Source organism: Herbidospora daliensis (genome assembly GCF_001570585.1).
Taxonomy (GTDB): Bacteria; Actinomycetota; Actinomycetes; order Streptosporangiales; family Streptosporangiaceae; genus Herbidospora; species Herbidospora daliensis.
Genome location: NZ_BBXF01000008.1, coordinates 28,142 through 48,456 on the forward strand (window position 1 = coordinate 28,142; position 20,315 = coordinate 48,456).

The 20,315-nt window shown below is 71.5% G+C and carries 20 protein-coding genes; 10 read left to right on the forward strand and 10 right to left on the reverse strand.

Features of this window, described 5'->3' with window-relative positions:
- Nucleotides 1-77 precede the first annotated feature (77 nt).
- The 3 genes from AW274_RS42795 to AW274_RS32745 form a co-directional block, all read right to left on the reverse strand.
- Nucleotides 78-836, reverse strand: a complete 759-nt coding sequence (locus tag AW274_RS42795; protein WP_083975217.1) for a collagen-like domain-containing protein — start codon at nucleotides 834-836, stop codon at nucleotides 78-80.
- Nucleotides 837-1,510: 674 nt separating this feature from the next.
- Entirely contained in the window at nucleotides 1,511-4,243 is a 2,733-nt protein-coding gene (locus AW274_RS32740; protein ID WP_062440772.1) for a hypothetical protein, read from the reverse strand.
- Nucleotides 4,240-5,568, reverse strand: a complete 1,329-nt coding sequence (locus tag AW274_RS32745) for an SWIM zinc finger family protein (RefSeq protein ID WP_062440776.1) — start codon at nucleotides 5,566-5,568, stop codon at nucleotides 4,240-4,242. Before AW274_RS32745 ends, AW274_RS32740 begins: the two co-directional genes overlap by 4 nt.
- Nucleotides 5,569-5,757: 189 nt before the next feature.
- On the opposite strand from AW274_RS32745, the gene AW274_RS32750 reads away from it, so the two are divergent.
- Nucleotides 5,758-6,594 (forward strand): DUF1707 SHOCT-like domain-containing protein, encoded by an 837-nt coding sequence (locus AW274_RS32750; protein ID WP_062440780.1) that lies wholly within the window; start codon nucleotides 5,758-5,760, stop codon nucleotides 6,592-6,594.
- Here the strand turns inward: AW274_RS32750 and AW274_RS32755 are convergent.
- Complete coding sequence (locus AW274_RS32755; protein ID WP_083975221.1) at nucleotides 6,582-6,857, reverse strand: ArsR/SmtB family transcription factor; 276 nt, start codon at nucleotides 6,855-6,857, stop codon at nucleotides 6,582-6,584. The genes AW274_RS32750 and AW274_RS32755 overlap by 13 nt on opposite strands.
- 29 nt (nucleotides 6,858-6,886) lie before the next feature.
- On the opposite strand from AW274_RS32755, the gene AW274_RS32760 reads away from it, so the two are divergent.
- On the forward strand, nucleotides 6,887-7,441 hold the full coding sequence (locus tag AW274_RS32760; RefSeq protein ID WP_062440784.1) for a carboxymuconolactone decarboxylase family protein: 555 nt from the start codon (nucleotides 6,887-6,889) through the stop codon (nucleotides 7,439-7,441).
- On the opposite strand, the gene AW274_RS32765 is transcribed toward AW274_RS32760, so the two are convergent.
- Nucleotides 7,404-7,646, reverse strand: coding sequence for a LuxR C-terminal-related transcriptional regulator (locus AW274_RS32765; RefSeq protein WP_062440787.1), 243 nt, complete (start codon nucleotides 7,644-7,646; stop codon nucleotides 7,404-7,406). The genes AW274_RS32760 and AW274_RS32765 overlap by 38 nt on opposite strands.
- A gap of 50 nt (nucleotides 7,647-7,696) precedes the next feature.
- A complete protein-coding gene (locus AW274_RS32770) occupies nucleotides 7,697-9,469 on the reverse strand; it encodes a BTAD domain-containing putative transcriptional regulator (RefSeq protein ID WP_062440792.1) in 1,773 nt (590 codons plus the stop codon).
- A gap of 113 nt (nucleotides 9,470-9,582) precedes the next feature.
- Between AW274_RS32770 and AW274_RS32775 the strand changes: the two genes are divergently transcribed.
- From AW274_RS32775 to AW274_RS32805, 7 genes are all read left to right on the forward strand, one after another.
- A complete protein-coding gene (locus AW274_RS32775) occupies nucleotides 9,583-10,506 on the forward strand; it encodes an ABC transporter ATP-binding protein (protein ID WP_063813805.1) in 924 nt (307 codons plus the stop codon).
- Nucleotides 10,503-11,327, forward strand: coding sequence for an ABC transporter permease (locus AW274_RS32780; RefSeq protein WP_062440799.1), 825 nt, complete (start codon nucleotides 10,503-10,505; stop codon nucleotides 11,325-11,327). Before AW274_RS32775 ends, AW274_RS32780 begins: the two co-directional genes overlap by 4 nt.
- A 17-nt stretch (nucleotides 11,328-11,344) precedes the next feature.
- Nucleotides 11,345-12,484: a YcaO-like family protein gene (locus AW274_RS32785; RefSeq protein ID WP_062440803.1), complete on the forward strand. Its 1,140-nt coding sequence runs from the start codon at nucleotides 11,345-11,347 to the stop codon at nucleotides 12,482-12,484.
- Entirely contained in the window at nucleotides 12,484-13,695 is a 1,212-nt protein-coding gene (locus AW274_RS32790; RefSeq protein ID WP_062440807.1) for a TfuA-like protein, read from the forward strand. The genes AW274_RS32785 and AW274_RS32790 overlap by 1 nt, the downstream gene beginning before the upstream one ends.
- Nucleotides 13,695-14,807, forward strand: coding sequence for a cytochrome P450 (locus AW274_RS32795; RefSeq protein ID WP_062440810.1), 1,113 nt, complete (start codon nucleotides 13,695-13,697; stop codon nucleotides 14,805-14,807). Before AW274_RS32790 ends, AW274_RS32795 begins: the two co-directional genes overlap by 1 nt.
- Complete coding sequence (locus tag AW274_RS32800; protein ID WP_063813807.1) at nucleotides 14,804-15,793, forward strand: methyltransferase; 990 nt, start codon at nucleotides 14,804-14,806, stop codon at nucleotides 15,791-15,793. The genes AW274_RS32795 and AW274_RS32800 overlap by 4 nt, the downstream gene beginning before the upstream one ends.
- Nucleotides 15,794-15,914: 121 nt before the next feature.
- Nucleotides 15,915-16,610 (forward strand): response regulator transcription factor, encoded by a 696-nt coding sequence (locus AW274_RS32805; protein WP_157520856.1) that lies wholly within the window; start codon nucleotides 15,915-15,917, stop codon nucleotides 16,608-16,610.
- Here the strand turns inward: AW274_RS32805 and AW274_RS32810 are convergent.
- The 4 genes from AW274_RS32810 to AW274_RS32825 form a co-directional block, all read right to left on the reverse strand.
- Entirely contained in the window at nucleotides 16,585-17,799 is a 1,215-nt protein-coding gene (locus AW274_RS32810) for an NAD(P)/FAD-dependent oxidoreductase (RefSeq protein ID WP_062440820.1), read from the reverse strand. The two genes, AW274_RS32805 and AW274_RS32810, sit on opposite strands and share 26 nt — an antisense overlap.
- On the reverse strand, nucleotides 17,799-18,074 hold the full coding sequence (locus tag AW274_RS32815; protein ID WP_198169523.1) for a PqqD family protein: 276 nt from the start codon (nucleotides 18,072-18,074) through the stop codon (nucleotides 17,799-17,801). Before AW274_RS32815 ends, AW274_RS32810 begins: the two co-directional genes overlap by 1 nt.
- Before the next feature lie 13 nt (nucleotides 18,075-18,087).
- Nucleotides 18,088-19,530 (reverse strand): StsB family radical SAM/SPASM domain sactipeptide maturase, encoded by a 1,443-nt coding sequence (gene stsB / locus AW274_RS32820; protein WP_062440828.1) that lies wholly within the window; start codon nucleotides 19,528-19,530, stop codon nucleotides 18,088-18,090.
- A gap of 80 nt (nucleotides 19,531-19,610) precedes the next feature.
- Entirely contained in the window at nucleotides 19,611-19,901 is a 291-nt protein-coding gene (locus AW274_RS32825; RefSeq protein WP_030454943.1) for a StsA-related sactipeptide RiPP, read from the reverse strand.
- A 193-nt stretch (nucleotides 19,902-20,094) separates the two neighbouring features.
- Between AW274_RS32825 and AW274_RS32830 the strand changes: the two genes are divergently transcribed.
- Nucleotides 20,095-20,295, forward strand: coding sequence for an aroma-sacti cluster domain-containing protein (locus AW274_RS32830; protein WP_034385328.1), 201 nt, complete (start codon nucleotides 20,095-20,097; stop codon nucleotides 20,293-20,295).
- Nucleotides 20,296-20,315: the final 20 nt, after the last annotated feature.

Consider the following 20,315-nt stretch of genomic DNA (forward strand, 5'->3'; position numbering starts at 1 on the left):
TCTTGGCTGGGGCACGGCTTCATGCTCCACCACTGATCACCGCCGTCAAACTAACCCACAGGCGACAAGTCCCTCTCCTACGACTTCCCGCAGAGCGCCGTGACGGTGACCGTGACGGTCGAGTTGGTGTTGTTGACCGGGAACAGGACGTTCACGGCGTCGTCGAGCGCCCCACCGGTCTGCGAGTAGAGCCGCGCCCAGGCGACGGAATGCGGATTGAGCAACGGTACGTAGGGCGAGGTGACCTGGAAGTCGGAGTCGAGCAGCACCTTGCCGGCCGGACACTTGGCCTGGGTCGTGCCCGCGGTGTTGGCCGGGTACTTGTTCGTCGCCACGACCTTCTGCAACCCGGCGATCCCATCGGCTCCCGCGACCCCCCGCTCACCCTGCGGCCCCTGCGGACCGGAAGCGCCTTGATCGCCCTTCACCCCCTGCGCGCCCGAAGGCCCGGTCAGCCCCTGCTCGCCCTGAACCCCTCGCTCTCCCTGCGGCCCGGCGGGCCCTTGAGGTCCGGTGGCCCCCTGCGGTCCGCTGGGCCCTTCGGGGCCGGTGGCCCCTTGCGCGCCGGTGCGGCCCGTCGGCCCGGTGGGGCCGGTCTGGTTCCAGGTGATCTGCCGGTATCCGAGCGGGCACGTGTCGCCGGGCGACTCGGTCGGCACCGGCCGCAACATCGTCTGCTCGACCGGCCCCGGCACCCGGAGCACCCCGTCGGCCCCGACACAGGCCGTGATCCGCAGATCGTCGGCCACCGCGACCGCCACCCCGGCCCCACCGGCGACCAGCCCGGCCGCGATCCCCACGGCCAGCCACATCGCCCGTTCCCTACCGCGACGCATGTCATCTCCCCACTGAAGGCGACGACCCACGCTAGGGAGGGAGGCCCGGGGAGTCGTCCCCCTGACGGTGCGGCGGAGTCATCCGGCAGGGGGATCTTCGAGCCCGGCGTCTGGGACATCGCCCCAGGACACGAAAACCAACGGGGTGGCGCAGATGACGGGCACGTCTTGTAAGCGGACCTCGCCACTGGTGACGGGACGTTTGGTGAGCGGGCATCGCCAGAGATGATGGCGCGTCTGGTGAGCGGACCTCACCAGAGATGATGGCGCGTCTGGTGAGCGGACATCGCCACAGGTGATGGCGCGTCTGGTGAGCGGACCTCACCAGAGACGACGGCACGTCTGGTGAGCGGACCTCGCCCTAGGTGACGGCACGTTTGGTGAGTAAACCCCGCCACAGGTGATGGCGCGTTGGTGAGTGGGCCTCGCCACAGGTAACGGCACGTCTGGTGAGCAGACCTCGCCGCAGATGACGGGCACGTCTAGTGAGTAGACCGCGCCGCAGGTGCCTGGTGGCGGGCGGCGCGCTCTTCTGTGACGTCGACCTGGCTGCGGACGTCTCGCGACAGGTCCGCGGGTGATCTGTGCGGTTTCCGATTCGGCCGCGAATGCCGCACGGTGAGGCGAGGTGTCTGTGGTTGAGAGGTGAGGTGTCTGCGGAGGATTTGGGTGGCTCAGTTCGGGGTCAGTTGGTCTCGTAGGCGGCGGCATTCTCTCGTGAAGCGGCTCGTGCTCGGCTTTGCCGCGTGGATCGTGACTTCCGGGATCTCGCCGGTCGCGCCGATCCAGGACGCCACCTCTGTCGTGAAGGCGACCGCTTCCGTCTGCGGGGTGGTGGGGCGGCTGCCCGCGCGGGGGAGGCGATGCGGGAGGAGTCTGCGCAGGAGGGCCCACACCTGGTGGGGCGCGCCCTCCTGGGCCAGTTCGGTCAGGGCGGCGATCAGGGAGCGGATGGTCAGTCGTTCGCGTTCGATCAGTGCGTTGAGCTGGCGGGCGAGGGCCTCGGTCGGGAGGGCGTCGCGGGCGGCCAGTGCGAGCAGCAGGCCGATCAGGGGGTCGCCCGGTGTGCGGTCGGCCAGGAGGACGCAGAGAATGAGGGCGGTCGCGTCGCCCAGAGGGCCGTCGGTGGTGGCGTGGTGGGCGAAGTCGGTCACGTTGAGGCGGTAGTGGGCCCAGGGTGCTCTGGTCTGGGCGAGGCTGCTGACCGACGCGACCTCGCGGTGCGACGGGACCATCGCGGCGTACCAGTCCATCTCCAGGGAGTGGTGGCCGGCCACGTAGCGGCCGGGCCGGACCAGCATGACCTCGTCGAGCAGGGTGTTGCCGGTGGGGGTGGCGAGCCGCAGGTAGGGGACAGGACGGTCGACGGTTTCGCCGTGCTCGGTCCAGTCGACCCCGGTCACCGGGTCGGGCAGGCCCTCGCCGGCCAGCCACTCGGCCACGGTCTGGGCCGCCGCCGAGTCGACTTTCGCGGCCCGCTCGGCCGCCGCCGGGCAGGCGCCTCTCGGCAGGCGCATCAGCGCTTGGGCGAGGTCGGCAGGGAGCGGCTCACGGCCGGATTCCGCGCAGGTCTCCAGGCGGTCGACCAGGACCTCCGGGTCGAGGTGGCCGGTGTCGAGCGTGGGGGTCGCCAGGAGGACGGGCGGGAGCGTGCCGCCGCGCAGGGCGTCGTACAGCTCGCTGAAGCGGTGCAGCAGGAACAGGTGCAGCGGGGTCGCGTGCCGGGGCGCCGGCAACCGCTTGACGTCGCGGTTCTCCGCGGAACGCGGGCCGTCGTCCCAAGGGCCGGGTGAGCGCCCCATGAATTCGTAGCCGCTCAGTCCGTGATGCCGCTCTTCGTGGATGTCGTCGCCGGAGAAGATCTGGAGCGGGCCCCGGATCACCGAGTCGTCGGTGGTGTCCTCTTCGGTGGAGACGATCAGATGCACGTGTTCGTGTTCCCACCCCGGGGGCTCGTCGGGCACCCAGCCGGGGGTGATCACTTCGGCCGTCAGGGCCGCCATCCAGTCGCGGGGGTCGGCCCACACAGGCGATGAGTGCCACCAGTCGTGGCGGCGCTTCAGCGATCGGCGCAGGGCCGTGCGGTCGCGGGCGGCCTCGCGGGTGAAGGCGGCGAGCCAGCCTTCCATGCCGGTCCACGTCGTGCCCGAGGCCGACAACGTCGGTTCGGGGAACGGCTTCGGCTCGGAGGGCGCGGGCAGGGGCGGGAAGGTCATGGCGGGCTGGGGTTCGGCGTCCGCGAACTCGGCCGCGAAGTGGGCCGACAGGCGGGTGGCCAGGTCGGCGGGCAGGGTGGCGATCCCGTCGGCGATCAGGGAAACGTCGGTCACGTGCTTGAGGGTGAGGTCGACCGCTCTCGACTGGACGTCGAACGACGTGTGCCCGTACGCCGTCACCAGCGCCGGGCCGAACTCCGCCACCGCCGACGGGGTGCGCTTGAGCTCCGCGTCGAGCCAGCGCAGGCCGATCGTGGCGAGTTTCGCCTCCGCGCGGAACGTCAGCGACTCGACCGCCTCGACCAGGTCGGCGCGGTCGATCGGGAACAGGGTCTTGACCTGCTTGGCGGCGAGTTCGGCCACGGGGCCGGGGGCCGTGGGGAGCAGGCGCAGGTAGTCGCGCAGGCGGCCGGCGGTCTCCTCGGGGGTCGGAGCGAGCAGGTCGTGGAGGCGGACGAAGAAACGCAGGTCCTGGGCGTCGCCGCCGCGCAGGAAGCGGCTGACGCAACCGTCGAGGGCCTGGTCGCGGGGGACGTCTCTGCGGACCCGGGCCAGCCAGCGGGTGGGGGCGGGGGTGAGGCGTTCGTCGCGCAGTTCGCGGCCGGCGCCCTCGGCGTCGAAGATCCGCAGCAGGAGGGTCGAGGTCAGCGGGTCGTTGGGATGGGTCATCATCTGCAACCACGCGGCCACCAGCGGGTCGTGGTCGGGGGGCTGCGCGCCCGAGGCGCGCAGCAGGGCCACGGCCAGCGGCGCGATGCGGTCGTTGGGGCGGCGGATGCGGCGGGCGAGCCGTACGGCGACGTCGCGCTGCCATTCGATCGGCCGCGAGGCGGCGACCTTGACGGCGTCGGCGACGTTGAGGCCGGCGGCCCATCGGCGGTTGACGTCGCGGCCGGTGACGAACGAGACGGCGGCGGCCGGGCCGGTGATGGTGCCGAGGCCGGCCAGCAGCAGGGCGGTGGCGAGCTTGTCGAGCATCTCGTCGACCTCGAAGCCCTCGTTCCAGGCGAGTTCCCACTCGGCGGCGTAGTCGCGGCGGGACAGTTCGGCCAGTTTCTCGGCGCGCAGGTCCTTCACCAGGCCGGGTAACGCGCGGCCGATCTCGCCGCGCTCGGCCTCGGTCAGGGTGAGCAGCCGCCGCGTCAGCTCGTGGATCTGGTTGCGCCGGATCAGGTCGAAGATCTGCCTCACAGCGCGACCTCCACGTCGGCGCGGGCCACGATCCGGGCGGCCAGCACGTGTTTGCACGGCCCGCGCGACCCGCGATGGTCCCACCACCACGGGCAGGTGCACGACCCGTCGGACATGGTGACCTCGCGCAGGCCGCTGGAGGTGCGGACGGTGGCCCGGCCGCCGTCGAGCCGCACGGCGCCGGCCTCGACGAGGGCGCGGGCCGCCGCCAGGCGCGGGTTGAGGCGGGTGACGTGGGCGCCGTCGTAGGGGAGTTCGCGGTGGAAGTGGGCCGCCTCGGCCAGGTCGTAGCCGACGCGGCCGGCCACGCCGAGCTGGGTGAGGGCGGCCTTGACGCGGTCGACCGGAAGGCCCGAACGGTCGGCCAGCAGGCCGATCTCGACCTCGGGCTCGAAGTTGAGCAGCATGCCGACCACGTCGGCGTCGCCTTCGGCCTGGTCGGTCGACAGGTCGTCGAGCACGGCGCCCTCGCCGGAGAAGCCGCGCCAGCGTTCGGGCGACAGGGTCAGCGTGTAGCGCATGCCGGGCAGTTCGAGCTCCCACGCGCTGGAGGCGGCGTCGGCAGGGCCGTACACGCGCAGGCTCTTGGCGAAGCGGAGCAGCGGCAGCAGGGTGGCGAGCCGGTGGGTGCCGCCGACGTACACCGAGCCGCGCACCGAGTGGTCGCAGAACCGCAGGTCGCGGCCCTGCTGCACGACCCAGCCGTCGGCCTTCTTGGGCAGCCCGCGCAGGAACCGCACGGCCGCCATGCCGGCCGACTCGCCGCGCTGGTCCATGCCCGCCGCGATGACCTGCACCTCGGCGAAGCCGCGCAACCACCGCTCGGGCAGCGGCACCTTCTTCTCGACGACCGCGCCGTCGGACGTCGTCACCACCAGCTCGTCGACGCCCACGCCGAGGTGCAGCGGGTCACGCCCGCCGACGCGGGCGAGCGCCTCGCGAAGGGGCGGGTTGACGTCGACGTTGGTGGTGCCCCGGTCGTACACCTCGCCGTCGAGCGCGCCCGACAGCAGGTCGAGCCGGGCGTAGACGCCGCCGCAGGCGGAGAACGACTCGAACCGCAACCGGTCGCCGTTGCAGGTGACGACGGGGTCGCGCACCCACGCGGGCCGCGCCTGCGGCTGGTGGTAGCGGGCCATCGCGACGTCGGCCACCCCGAGCAGGGCGGCCGCGGCGGGCGCCGCCTGGGTGACCAGGCCGCTGAAGAACTTCGGGGCCGCGGCCGGGCCGGAGAGGGCCCGCCCGCCGGACGTCGAAAGCCCGAGACGCCCGTCGACGAGAGAGGAGGGCGCGGCGTAGCTGTACGCCTGCGTCGCTGAGGTCATGCCCCCGGACATTAGAGACACCCACCGACAAAGCCGCGAATGTCGAGAAATTGTGAATTTGCGGAGCACGTGTCCCGTGAACCCCAAGGCCAATTCACCAGACCGGGTTCTCTCGGAAAATCCCCCGAATCACCCCTTGGCGGTTGGGCTAGTTTGGAAGGCACACAGGGGAGGTCGGAATTGCAGCACATGCGTGTATCCGACGCGGAGCGCGACCGCGCCTGCGCCGTTCTGCGTGAGCACTACGCCCTCGGGCGGCTCGACGACCAGGAGCTCTCGGTCCGGATCGCGGCCGCCCAGACCGCTGTGACCTGGAGAGATCTCCACGAACTGATGCAGGACCTGCCGCCGATCCCGGGCATGCCCCTCATGCCGTCGGCCGCGCCCTTCGCACCGCCGCCGCATCCACCGGTCACCTACGCGCCGCCCGTCTACCCGCCGCAGCCCAATCGCGACGTGGGCAAGGCCTATTCCGTCGCCGCGTGGGTCAGCTTCGTCCTCGGATTCGCGAGTTTCGGGCTCATGTGGATCCCGGCGTTGGTCTTCGCCGTGCTCGGCCGCCGGGCCAGGGAACGGGGCCGCGACGACCGCAACACCGGCAAGGTCATCGCGGTCGTGGCCGCTTCGACCCTGCTGCTGGCGCTGGTGGCGGTGCCCGCCGCGTTCGACGGCGACGATGACGACGACGGATCGTCGTGGGAAGCCGGAGAGGCGCCCCCGCGCATCGACTTCGACGACGACTCCGACATCCACGAGGTCGTGATGAAGGTGGTCGCCGACCGGCCCGACGCGACCGCCGGAGACTTGCTGATGAACGCCGAAGGCAACGAGGTCGCCTCCGGCAAGGGCCTGGTGCTGCCCTTCGAGAAGGAACTCGACCTCGCCGGCCTCGACGACCTGGTCGTGGAGGCCGAGGCGGCCGGCGGCGCGAAGCTGACGTGTCAGATCACCGTCGACGGCCAGGTCGTGGCCGAGGGCAAGCCCGAGTCGGGCGACGGCGGCTGCACCGCCGCCTACAGCGGCTGACCCTTCCCATATCGGGTCAGCCAGCGGTCGATCTCGGCGAGCGGCGCGGGGTCGACCGCGTAGAGCCGTCGTGGTCCGTCGACCCGCACGGTCGTGAACCCGTTCTCGCGCAGCACCCGGAGGTGCTGCGACACGGCCGGTTGGCTGATGCCGAACTCCGGCTGCACGACGGCGCCCACCTCCCCGGCCGACAGTTCCCCGTCGGCGAGCAGTTCGAGGATCCGCCGCCTGACGGGATCTCCCAGGACGTCGAAGGCGTGCATCCGACTACCTTAGGCAGGTGATTCCCGGTATGGACCGCCTGCCCTTCCCCGCCGACCCGACCGAGGCCCAGCGGGCCGCGATCGAGCGCATCTCGGCGGGTCCGCGCGGCGGGATCTCCGGCCCGTTCGTGCCGCTGCTGCGCAGCCCCGAGCTGATGACGCGGCTGCAGCTCGTCGGGGAGGCGATCAGGTTCGGCGGCGTGCTCGACGAGGACCTCGTCGAGCTGGTCGTGCTCACCGTGGCCCGGCACTGGGACCAGCCCTACGAGTGGGCCTTCCACCACCCGATCGCGCTGGCCAAGGGTGTGCCGCCGGCCGACGTCGAGGCCGTCGGCCGGGGCGAGCGCCCGCCGGATCCGCGCCTGGCCGTGTTGTGGGATTTGGTCGACGAGCTCCAGCGTACGAAGGACGTCTCCGACGCCGTCTACGCCGAAGCCGTGGCGGTCTTCGGCGAGGAGCGCGTGGTGGCGGCGGTCGCCACGGCCGGCTACTACACCACCCTCGCCATGGTGATGAACACCGCCCGCACCCCGCCGCCCGACGGGGTCAGCGCAGCGCTCCCGGAGGCCACACCCCGACGTTGAGGAACCGGTGGGCGTAGGAGTAGGCGACGAGCTGACTCCGGTTGGAGCAGGCGAACTGGTCGAGGAGCTTGCTGATGCGTTCGGCCACGGTGTGCCGGCTGAGGTGCATCTCGCGGGCGATCCGGGTGGTCGTGTAGCCCCGGGCCAGCATGACGATCAGCCATCGGTCGCGATCATTTATCAGGTCGTCGTACGCAAGATCCATGAATGAACTCCTCGCGTGATCGCTTGCGTTTCGAGCGTAGGTCCGGCCGCTTAACCGCCGGTATCGCGGGGCCTTGCGGCCGGTTTGCCGGTGAGGATCGAGGTGTAGAGCCGTTTGAGCACCGGGCTGGGGTCGATGCCCAGCTCAGCGGCCAGCCGCCGGCGGACCGCCTCGAACTGGGCGAGCGCCTCGGGGGCCCGGCCGCAGCCGGCCAGGGCGGTCATCCGGGCGGCGATCAGCCGTTCGCGGGCGGGGAAGAAGGCGGCCAGGTCGTCGAGCCTGGTCAGCACCTCGACGAACGCGCCGCGCTCGATCTGGAGCTCGGCCCAGTCTTCGTTCACCGCCAGGTGGAGGTCGGTGCAGCGGGCCACCGTCTCGTCGATGAGGGGGACCCCGGCGAACTCGGCCAGTGGCCGTCCCCGCCACAGGTCGAGGGCCCGGTCGAGCAGGTGCAGGGCGGCGTCGCCCGCGCCCCGGCGGCGCATCTCGCGCCCGGCCGCCGCCAGGTCGCGGAAGCGGAGCAGGTCGAGTTCGTCGCGGCGGGCGTCCAGGCGGTAGCCCCAGCCTTCGAAGGCGATCCGGTCGCCGAGGCGTTTGCGCAGCTCGGAGACGTACACCTGGAGGTTCTTGCGGGCCGTCGCCGGGGGGCGGCCCTCCCACAGGGAGTCGATGAGGTGGTCGGTCGGCACGACCTCGTTCGGGTTCGACAACAGGATCGCGGCCAGCAGGCGCGACTTCCTGGCGCTGATGGCGAGGGGCACGCCGCCGACGCGCACGTCGAGCGGCCCGAGCACCCGGCTGTCGAGAGCCGTGGCGCGGCCGCCGAGCAGCAGGAAGCCCGACAGGTCGATGCGGGTGTGCTCGCGGTGCAGCCGCCGGACCATCGCCAGCGTGGCCATCGAGACGTCGTCGACGCCCGCCTTGGCCTCGAACCAGCGCCAGTCGCCGTCGGGGTTGACCTCCAGGAACACCGGCCCGTCGGCGGTCAGCAGGAAGTCGAAGGCGCCGTAGCGCAGGCCCCACAGGTCGGCCAGCCGGGCCACCGCCTCGGCCACTTCAGGCGGCGCCGGGACCGGCTCGACGGTCACCGAGCCCTCGTCGCGCCAGATCGCCGCGGGTGACGGCTTCTCCACCCGGAGGGCCCTGATCTCGCCGTCGACGTGGTAGACCCGCAGCTCGGCGGTGTGCTCGACGTACTCCTGGACGATCATCGGCACGTCGCGCGGGTGGAAGGCGGCCCGGTCGGCGATCTCCGGGAAGACACCTTCGAGCAGGTTCGGCTCGGCCTCCACGAAGTGCCTGCTCAGCGCCTTGACGACCACCTTGCGGCAGGGGAAGGCGGCGCCGGCCGGGTCGGTGGTGACGATCGTGCGCGGCACCCGCACGCCGGCCTTGGCCGCGCCGTCGAGCTGGGCCAGCCTGCCGGGGTCGAGGCCGTCGGGGATGCGTACCGAGGAGAGGGCGGTGACCTGGTCGACCAGGGCCACCCATGACTCGGCGCGGAACAGGGCGCGGGCGTCGCCGCCCGGGAACGCGCCGAAGTGCCGCACCCACGTGACCGTCGGCAGGATGCGGCGGCCGTCGATGGTGAGGGAGCCGTCCTCGTGGCGGGTCACCTCGGCGACGGAACCGGCGTCGATGCGCACGCTCGGCACGCCCAGGGCGCGCAGCCCGCGTTGCAGCCCGGCGAACTCGCCCATTCCGGCGCGGTCGGCCAGCACCACGCACGGCAGCACGGTCCGGGGATCGTCGTCGTCGGGCAGCCGCCAGCTGACGCCGCGCGCCGCCGCCGGCATCCGCAGGGTGTACGAGCCCGTGTCCATGCGCCGATGGTGTTCCGGCGTGGACGGGAGACACAATCAGCCCTCTGCCGTTCGGCATAAGCCCACTTTCGTGGGGTTGTCCGGCCCACTGATCACCAGCCCATACTCAAGCCATGAGTGACGTGGTGACGGCCACGGGGCTTACCAAGCAGTACAAGGGAATGAGCCGGCCCGCGGTGGACGACGTGTCGTTCGACATCGCGCGTGGCGAGACCTGCGGACTGCTCGGCCCCAACGGCGCCGGTAAGACGAGTCTCATCAAACTGATCTGCGGGGTCACCGCCCCCACCTCCGGCGACATCCGCGTGTTCGGCGTCGACCCGGTCCGCCAGCCGGTCGAGGCCAAGAGCGGCATCGGCGCGATGCACCAGACAGCGCCGTTCGACATGATGCTGCCCGCGCTCGACAACCTGCACATCGCGGCCAGGTTCCGCGGCCTGAAGTGGCGCACGGTCGAACCGTGGGCCATGGAGGTGGCCGAGTTCCTGGGCCTGACCGAAGCCCTCGACCGCATGTGCTTCCAGCTCTCCGGCGGCCAGCGCCAGCGCCTCCAGCTGGTCAGGGCGCTGCTCAGCATCCCCCAGCTGCTGATCCTCGACGAGCCGTCGGCCGGTCTCGACGTCGCCGGACGCCGCCAGGTCGAGAAGTTCGTCACCTGGCTCCGGGAGGAGCACGGCGTCACCATCCTGTGGACCACCCACCACATCGAGGAGCTGGAGCGCAACTGCCAGCGGGTCCTGGTCATCAACAAGGGCCAGGTGGTCAGGTTCGCCAAGCCCCGCGAGATCGTCGAGGAGTTCGGCAGCACCCACGTGCAGGTCAGCGTCGAGGACGCGCTGGCCCGGCAGCTCGTCGCCGACTGGGCGCGCGGGGCCGGCCACGAGATCTCCGAGGGCGAGAACGAGGTGCGCATCCACGGCGCGAAGGCGCAGGAGGTGCTGCCCGCGCTGGCGGGCCTCGCCGTCACGGGCGTCTCGACCGTCTCCGACTCACTCGAAGAGGCGTTCCTGCGGATGACCGAGAAGGTGACCGCGTGAGCGCCCCCACCGAGCTGCTGAACTTCGAGCACAAGCCGCCGCCTCCCGGGACCGCCCGGCAGGCCGACCTGGGGGCCGTGGTCTACCGCGAGTGGGCGCTGCTGGCCCGCAACCGGGTCTACCTGATCCTGGGCCTGGCCCCGATGCTCATCTACTTGCTGCTGGTCAACACCTCGCTGAGCAACCTGGTGCAGACCGTGGAGTACAAGGGGCTGGCCGTCGGGTTCGCGGTGTTCCTGCTGCCGATGACGCTGGGCATGTCGGTGGTCAGCGCGGCCGGCACCTCCGCCATGGCGATCTTCCAGGAGGAGATGAGCGGGGTGGCGACGCAGTTGTGGTCCTACCCGCTGCGCCGGTCGCGGTTCCTGATGGGCAAGATGATCGCCGGTGTGTCGCTCGTGCTCGGGCAGAGCCTGCTCGGTCTCGTCGCGGCCGTGCTGATCTTCGAGTTCCCGTTCGACCTGGAGGGCTGGCTGGCCCTGCTGGTGACGCTGGCGCTGGCGTCGCTGGCCATCAACGGGCTCTACCTGGCGGCGGCGATCACGGTCACCGACTACCAGGCGTTCATGGTCGGCTCGAACCTGTCGCTGCCGGTCCTCGTGTTCAGCGCGCCGTCGATGTACACCTACGACAGCATGCCGACCGTTCTGCAGTGGTTCTCCCACGTCAACCCGCTCACCTACGCCATCAACGGCATGCGCGACGCCAGCCTGTTCGGCTTCGCCGAGGCCGGGCGGGACATGGCGATCCTGGCCGTGATGGCGATCGTCGGCTACTCGATCGGCGGCCGCGCGCTGCTGAACCGGGCCCGCAACATCTGATCCCAGGGGGCGAGACGATGCACGACACCACATGGCTGCGCTCGGCCGCCGACGCCTCGAAGGTGCTGCTGCCCGGCACCGACCGGGCCGTCGGACCGGCCCGGACGCTGGAGATGGCCGGGCGGGCCGCCCCGCTGGTCGGGATCACCCGGGTGGCCGACATCACCCGGCTCGACCACATCGGCATCCCGACCTTCCAGGCGATCCGGCCGGCGTCCCGCACGCTGGCGGTCTCCCAGGGCAAGGGGGTCACCCCCGACCTGGCGAGACTGTCGGCGATGATGGAGTCGATCGAGCTCTGGCACGCCGAGCAGCCGATGGACGCGCGCACCGTCTCGCCGCCGAGAGAGCTCGACCTCGGCTACGACGTGGCGGCCCTGCCGCTGTCGTCCCCGACCGTCCTGCACGAGGGCCTGCCCGTCGCCTGGGTGCCCGGCCGGTCGCTCGCCGACGGGAGCGAGACCCTCGTGCCGCGTGACGCGGTCGCGTTCCGGCTGACCCGCAAGACGGGCTGGAACGCCCCGGTGTTCTTCGAGTCGACCAACGGCCTGGCCAGCGGGAACACGCTCGTCGAAGCCACCCTGCACGCCCTCTACGAGGTGATCGAACGCGACGCCGTCACCGGGTGGCTGACCGGCAAGGACAAGGGCGAGATCGTCGACGCCTCCTCGCTCGGGTCGCCGGTGGTCGACGTGCTGTGCGAGCTGATGGCCCGCGCCCGCGTCACGATGGAGTGCCGGTCGGTGCCCTCGCCCACCGGGCTCTCCGTCTTCGTCGTCAGGATCACCTGCGACGACTACCCGCCGCCCTTCATGGGGTACGGATGCCACCTCAGCGCCGAGATCGCCCTGTCGCGGGCCGTCACCGAGGCGGCGCAGTCGCGGCTGGCCTACATCTCGGGCGCCCGCGACGACCTCAAGGCGGGCGCGCAGAAACAGCTCGCCGCCGACTACCCGGCGCTCGTCGAGGGCGGGGCCGGCCTCCACGAGGTGCCCGCGCGCGGGAGCCTCGTCGACGACCTCGACGACGTCGTGAAACGCGCCGCCGTCGCCTTCGGGCACGCGCCCATGGTGGCCGACCTGACCCGCGCGGACATCGGCGTGCCGGTGGCCCGCGTGCTGGCCCCCGGCAGCCGCGTCATCCCGGAGGTGTTCTGATGAAGGTCGTCGTCTACACCGGCCCGACCCTGTCGGCCGACGAGGTGCGGGCCGTCCGGCCCGGCGCCCGCGTCGCCGCGCCCGCCGCGCGGGGCGACCTGCTCAAGGAGGACTGGAGCCCCGGCGACACCGCCGTCATCATCGACGGCTACTACCGCGAACGGCTCTCCGTCGGGCACAAGGAGATCCTCTGGCTGCTCGACGAGGGGGTGCACGTCATCGGGGCGGCCTCGATGGGGGCGCTCCGGGCCGCCGAGCTCGCGCCGTTCGGCATGACCGGCGTGGGCGAGGTCTACGAGATGTTCTCCTCCGGCGCGGTCGACGGCGACGACGAGGTCGCCGTGCTGCACGGTCCGGCCGAGCGCGGCTACCCGGTCGCGACGGTCGCGCTGGTCAACCTCCGCCACGGGGTCGCCCAGGGCACCGTCGACGCGGCGGCGGGCGCGCGCATCGTCGCCGCGGCCAAGGCCCGGCCGTTCACCCACCGGTCGTGGGACGAGCTCGCCGAGGTGGTCGGTCCGGCCGATCGGGCGGCGCTGGGCGTACTGAGAGAAGAGAAGTGGGACGTCAAACGGCTCGACGCCCTGGCCGCGCTCGACGCGGTCGACGACGCCCGACCTGACGTGGCCGGGGCCTGGTCGGCCGACGTCGCGCTGACCGGCATCACCCACTTCGAGGCGCTGAAGTGGCGCTCGGCCCGCGACCTCGACGTCATGAACGCCGCCAGGTTGTTCGCGCCGGAGTATCCGGAGATCCACGCCTCGGTGCTCACCGAACTGCTGGCCGGGTTCGGCGGCGAGGCCCACGCCCGGGAGAAGCTCGGCGTCTACGGCGACGAACTGCCGCCCGAGCTGGGGAGATGGCTGACGCCCGAGGAGAACGGGCTCTCCACGCCGGAGCGGCTGCGGCTCGTCCTGCTGCGGGTCTGGCCGGTCTGGCAGTCGGAGGACTGGCGGCGCGCGGTGCTCGACCGGCTGCGCCGGCACCCGAAGTGGCCCGAGTGGAGCGACCTCGTCGACGCCGCCGAGACCGCGCGCGAGACGGCCAAGGCGGCCACGCCGCCGCCGGAGTTCTGCGCCCGGTTGTTCCTGCGGCACTGGAAGACCGCCGCACCCCAGGTCGAGATGGCCCGGCGCGGCTTCTACGGCATGGACGACCTCGGCCGCACGGTCACCCCGTTCTTCCCCTTGGACGCCCAGCGGAGACGCTGATGCGGATCCCGCGCGCGGACCCCCATCCGGCGCTCCGCCGGATGCGCGAGCGGACGCCGGTCATGAAGATCGACGGCGCCTGGTATCTCACCCGGTACGCCGACGTGCAGCGGGCCCTGCTCGACCCGGCGATCGGGCGGGGGACCGTGGTCCACGAGGGCGTGGACGACCCGCTCGCCATGGTGCGCCGCACCATGTTCAACCTCGACCCGCCCGACCACACGCGGCTGCGGCGGCTGATGGCGCCCGCGTTCGGGCCGCGTACCGTCGCGCGGCTCGAACGGCGCATCGGCGAGCTCACCGCCGAGCTGGTCGCGGGGCTCGACGGCGAGGTCGACGTGATCGAGCGGCTGGCGCTGCCGCTGCCGATCCTGGTGATGGCCGACCTGATCGGCCTCCCGGCGGCCGACGCCTCCCGGCTCCGGATCTGGAGCGACGCGATGCTGCGCAGCCACCACGCGCCGCGCATCAGGGCGGCCGGGCTGGCCTTCGTCCGCTACCTGGAGAAGCGCATCGCCGAACGGCGCGAGCAGCCGCGCGACGACCTGCTCACGCGGCTCGCGTTCAGCCCCGAGCTCGACCAGGAGGAGCTGGTGGCGGGCGTGTTCCAGCTGGTCATGGCGGGTGACGAGACGACGGTCAACCTGATCGGCAACGGGGTGCTGGAGCTGCTGCGGCACCCCGCCGAGCTGGCGCGGCTGCGCGAAGACCCGGGGCTGATCGACTCGGCCGTCGAGGAGGTCATGCGGTTCAACGGGCCGGTCGGCCACTCCCGGCCGCTCTACGCGCTCGCCGACGTGGCCTTCGGCGACGTGCTCATTCCCAGGGGCGACCGGATCGTCCCGGTGCTGCTGGCCGCCAACCGCGACCCGGAGGTCTTCCCCGACCCCGACGTGTTCGACGTCGCCCGCACCCCCAACCGGCATCTCGGCCTCGGCCACGGCATCCACTTCTGCCTGGGCGCGGCCCTGGGCCGCCTCCAGGCGCGGGCCGCGATCGGGGCGCTGGTCGCGCGCCCGCTGGCGTTCGCCGCCGACCCCGCCGGCCTGGAGTGGACCCCCGACCTGTTCATCCACGGCGTGCGCCGCCTTCCCCTGCGAGTGGGCCCATGAAGAATCTCTCGGCCATGGCCTTCGGCTTCGCCGGTTCCCAGATCCTGTACGCCGCCACCAAGCTCGGCCTGCCCGACCTGCTGGCCCGGGGCCCCGCCGACGCAGAGACGCTGGCCGGGCAGGTCGGCGCCGACCCCGGCGCGCTGCGCCGCCTGCTGCGCGCGCTGGTCGTGCTCGACGTCGCGATCGAGATCCCGCCCGCCCGCTACGCGTTGTCGGCCTTCGGCCAGCCGCTGCGCACCGGCCATCCGAGGTCGATCAGGTCGAGCGTGCTGCTCCTCGGCGACCCCGACACCTGGCGGGCGTGGGGCGCGCTGACCGAGTCGGTGCGCACCGGGGAGACCGCGTGGGACCACGTCCACGGAAGACCACTCTTCGAGCACCTCGCCGCCGCGCCCGGCCTGTCGGCGGTGTTCAACACCGCCATGCGCGAGGGCACCGGCCAGGTGGCCGACCTGGTCGACTTCGACTTCGCGGGCAAGACGGTCGTGGACGTGGGCGGCGGGAACGGCACCCTGCTGGCCTCGATCCTGGCCCGCCACCCCGACGCCCGCGGCCTGTTGTTCGACTCGGCCGAGGGCACTGCCGACGCCGCCCACGTGCTGGCGGGGGTGGCCGATCGGTGCCGGATCGAGAACGGCGACTTCTTCGACGCGGTGCCCGACGGCGACGTCATCGTCCTCAAGGGCATCCTGCACGACTGGGACGACGGCACCTGCGTCCGGCTGCTCCGGGGGTGCCGCAAGGCGCTGCGGCCGGGCGGGCGGCTGCTCGTCGTCGAGCCGGTCATGCCCGAGAGCCTCGGGGCGGCGGAGGCTGCGGGCGTGGTGATGAGCGACGTCGCGATGCTCGTCTACACCGGCGGACGGGAGCGTACCCGGCCGGAGTTCACGGCGCTGCTGGCCGCCGCCGGGTTCGTGGTGACGCGGGTCGGCGAGTGCCTCGGCGGCTCGGCGATCAGGGTCGTGGAGGCCGCCGGAGACTGAGCGGCATGAGTATGCCGCGCCCGGGAGCGGCTCTCATGAGTAAGTCCGCTGCTCTGGTGAGCATTTTCAGATGCGCGCATCCTGTGCCTGTGTTGCGGAAACGGGCAATTCAGGTGGTCAGGTGACACATCAGGCCGAATTGGCCCTCTCGGTCGAGGCGATGCCCGTCAGGGTGGTCGTCGGCGATCCGGACCGGGGGGTTCGGGCCAGGCTCAGAGGATCGCTGCACCTGGGCAACGGCGTCTACGTCGTCGGCGAGGCCGGCGCCGGGACCCGGCTGGGCGACCTGGTCGCCCGGCAGCGCCCCCGCGTCGTCGTGGTCAGCGCCGCGCTGCTCGACTCCGGCGTCGAGTTCGCCCTCGCGGTCGAGGCGCTGACGCGAGGGCGTACCCACGTCGTGCTGGTCGCCGACGAGCTCGACGAGGAGCTGCTCGGGCGGGCGCTGCGCGAGGGGGTCGGCGGGTTCGTGCACCGGCCGTCGTTGTTCGCCGAGATCGTGCCGGCGATCCGGCTGGTCGCGGCCGGGCACACGTTCATCTCCACCGCGATGATCACCCGGCTCAGAGACCGCATCGCGGGCGCGATGACCGGGGTCGACCACCACCTGGCCGCGCTCACCCGCCGGGAGGCCGAGGTGCTCGCCCTGGTCGCCACCGGCCTGTCGAACGCCCAGATCGCCGGCCGGCTCGGCATCGGCGCCGGGACCGTGCGGTCGCACCTGGCCAGGATCCTCGACAAGCTCCAGGCGGCCAACCGCGCGCACGCGGTCGGCATCGCCTACGAGCTCGGCTTCATCGCGCCCAGGCGAACTGGCTGATCGCCTGCTCGGCGGTCAGCGGCTCCACGAGGTCGTCGACCATGGCCCGGAAGACCGCCTGGTGGTCGCGCACGGCCGGGATGAGCGCCTGGCCGTGGAACAGCTCGGCGGCCAGGCCCGCACTGCTCAGCACCGCCCGCCCCACCTTGGCGTTGCCGCCCTTGCGGGGTTCGGCCACCGCCATCCGCCACGACCGGTCGGCCACCTCGGCGGCCGCCCGCTGGCTCGGGCCCTCCTCGGCGATCCGCACCGCGCTCATCGCGGCCACGGACATGCCGTGCGAGAAGACCGGGTTGACCGTGACGAGACTGTCCCCGACGGCGAGGAAACCCTCCGGGAGCTGTGCGTTCTCGAAATAGCGGCGCCGGTTCGCGGTGTCATGACAGGGCCGGATCGGCCCGGCGGGTTCCGCCTTCTCGATCAGGTCGGCGATGACGGGATCCCTGAGCTCTCGCGCGTACGCGAGGAAGCCCGCCTCGTCGAGCGGCGGGTCGCCGGTCATCGTGACGATCCACCGGCCACCCTCGATGGGGAACAACGTGCCACCCCTGGCGGGGCTGTACTTCGGATGCACCATCACGGCCGGCACGTCGCCGGAACCCTCGTAGAGACGGGTGGCATAGGCGACCCCGGAAGGCACCGTGACCTCCTCGACCGGAGGGACACCGAGAGCGGCCAGCCAGCCCGGAGCCTGGGAACGGCGGCCGGTGGCGTCGACCACAAGATCGGCGCCGAGGAGCGCGCCGGTTCCGGTGCGCACGCCCGTCACCTTTTCCGCGTCGCCGGTCAGGCCGACCGCCCGCACCCCCTCGTTGACCTCGATGCCCGCGTGTCTTCTGATCACCTCGTCCAGGAGGGGTCTGCTGCAGGCGATCAGGTCGGCCTCGGTGCGGACGCGGTGGAACCAGCCCTCGCCGGAGAAGATCAGGCAGTCGCCGGGCAGGTTGCGGCGGTGGGCCCCCGCGGTGAGCAGGTCGTCGACGACGCCCGGGAGGAGTTCGTCCAGGGCCCGGATGCCGCCCGTCATCAGGACGTGGTTGTGATGGGACTGCGGCAGGCCCCGCCTCGGGCGGGGGCCGGCCGGGTAACGGTCGCTCTCCAGGACGACGACCTCGTCGGCGTGCCGGGTCAGCGCGACGGCGGCCAGCACCCCGGCCAGTCCGCCGCCCAGGACCACAGCGCGGGTCATCACGCCTCTTCGAGGATCATGCCGTTCTCGACCATCGAGCCGATGAACTGGTTGACCTCGGTCACGATGCGCCGGCTCACGGCGTCGTTGCCGCGCGCGTAGGCCCGCGACATCGACAACGCGATCGGCTCGCGCTCGCCGGACTGCTCGACCATCATCCAGATCTTGGAGCCGGTCTCGTTCAGGGTCGAGAACGCGCCGGTCTCGGTGTGGTAGAGCGACACGCCGTCGGCGGTCTCCTGCCAGATCACGGCGTCGCTGATCGTCAGTGCCATGGTCATACCTCGCTTAGACGGGCGTGATGGGGAGCAGCTTGCCGACCTTGATCGGCTCGCGCATCGGCGGGACGTAGCGGGTCCAGTCGTCGAACACCGGGTGGATCGTGTCGTCGGCCACCAGGCGCGGGGTCGTCATGACGTCGTTGCCGGCGGCTAGGTCGGCGCCGGTCGCGCCCGACTCCAGCCAGAGCTGGGTGGCGATGCCGTGGCGCAGGATCCGGCACTGGTGGCGGCTGTTGCGCTTGATGTCGAGCGACTCGGCCATGTGGGAGGCGCGGCAGCCGCCGCCGCACGACGCCTTGATGTAGCAGCGGGCGCAGTCGGCGTGGTACTCGCCGCCGAGCACCGAACTGGTGCGCATCTCCTTCAGCACCGGCGCGCCGAAGATCTCGGCCAGTGACTGCTCGCGCACGTTGCCCGCGTAGTGCTCGTGGCCGGTGACCAGCTTGCACGGGTAGACGTCGCCGAGCGAGTTGATGTAGATCTCGTTGCCGCCCATGCCGCAGTTGGCCTTCACGGCGCACGGGCCGAGCGGCTTGGGGCCGTCGGGGCTGAGCTTGCCGGCCGCCGGGGAGGTCCACGCGATCTCCTGGATCCGCATGTGGTCCTGCCACCCGAAGTCGGCCTTGTCGGTCACGCCCCGGCCGAGCTTGTTGTGGTACATCAGCCGGATGCTGTGGACCTCCAGCCCCTCGACGAACTGGGCGAAGTCCTCCAGCTCGGAGATGTTCTCCGACGTCACGATGTGGTTGATCTTCGGGACGACGCCGACCTCGTTGAGCAGCTTCAGCGCCTTGTGGGTCTTGGCGAACGAGCCCGCGCCCCGGGTGCGGTCGTGGGTCTCGGCGGTGCCGCCGTCGACGCTCACGGTGACTGAGTTGAACAACTCGGCGAAGCGCCGCGCGGTCTCGGGCTTCCTGATCATCGTCGCGTTGGTGACGATGTTGCACTTCAGGCCCAGCGACCTGGCGTGCTCGACGATCTGGAAGAGGTCCTTGCGGAGCATCGGCTCGCCGCCGGTGAAGATGACGTACTCGGCGCCGAACTCGGCGATCTCCTCGATCAGGCGCAGCGACTCCGCGGTGGTCAGCTCGTTCGGCAGGCACTTCTCCGACGAGGCGTAGCAGTAGGGGCAGCGCAGGTTGCAGCCGTCGGTGATCGCGTAGTACGCCTGCTTGAGCTTCGGCTCCTGGAAGGCCACGTTGGGGCGGTGGCCGTCGTAGTAGACGACGTAGTTGAGGATCAGCTTCGCCAGGGCCTTCTCGGTCTCCATCGTCTCGTCGAGGGGGAGGGCGCGGGCGAGCGCCGTCAGCACGCCGAACTCCCGCGACGTCAGCACCACCCGGCCGCCCGAGTGCGGGTTGACCACCAGGCGCCTGTCGTCGTGTACGAAATAGGTGAGGCCCTCGGGGACCTCGAACTTGGCGCGGTTCCTGACCAGCTTCCCAGGCATGTCGCTCTCCCTCCCTCGTCACCGCGTGGACGCGGCCCCGCCTTCGGCGCCCGGGGCCGCGTCCACGGACAGGCGATTACCTAGTTGGCCGCACCGGAACCGGAGCCCGACCAGGCGCCGCAGAGGCAGTCGGCCGCGGCGGCCATCGTGTGGGCGACGACCTCGGGCTCCGACCACTCGCCGTCGGCGCTCGCGCCGGCGGAGACGCCGGCCAGCACGCCCGGGAGGGCGTTGGGCAGCTTGTCCTTGAGGGAGATGAGCAGGTCGACCTCCTCGCGGGTCAGGGTGGCGAACGCCTCCTCGACCTCGGCGGCGAGCTGCGAGTTGAGAATGCCGGCCTGACGCAGTTCCTCAGTGGGATCGAAGGACATGCCTTCACCTCTCTAGCGATGGGGTTGCGTTGCGAGTCGAGTATGTGCCGGTGACGCGCGGCCCGGACAACCCCACAAACGTGGGCTGACCTGCTGAGAAGACCCCACGAATGTGGGGTTGGCCGATCGCCTGGTTCGCTTCCACACTTACGCAAAAGCGGACTTTTCAGACGCGACGCGGTGAGGACGAGTGATGAACAGAACCGGTTCGGGGGCGTACGACGCACTGGCCGACCTACGTGCCGCAGGGCACCCCATCGACCTGCTCGACGAGCGGCAGCGCGACGTGTTCGCCTCGCTCAACCAGACCGAGGTCACCCTGCTCAACTCGATCAAACGGCGTCTCGACGACGTCGCGCCCGAAGTTGAGGGCCAGGAATTGAAGCTGGTCTGAGCATGCAGGGGTCGAGGCCG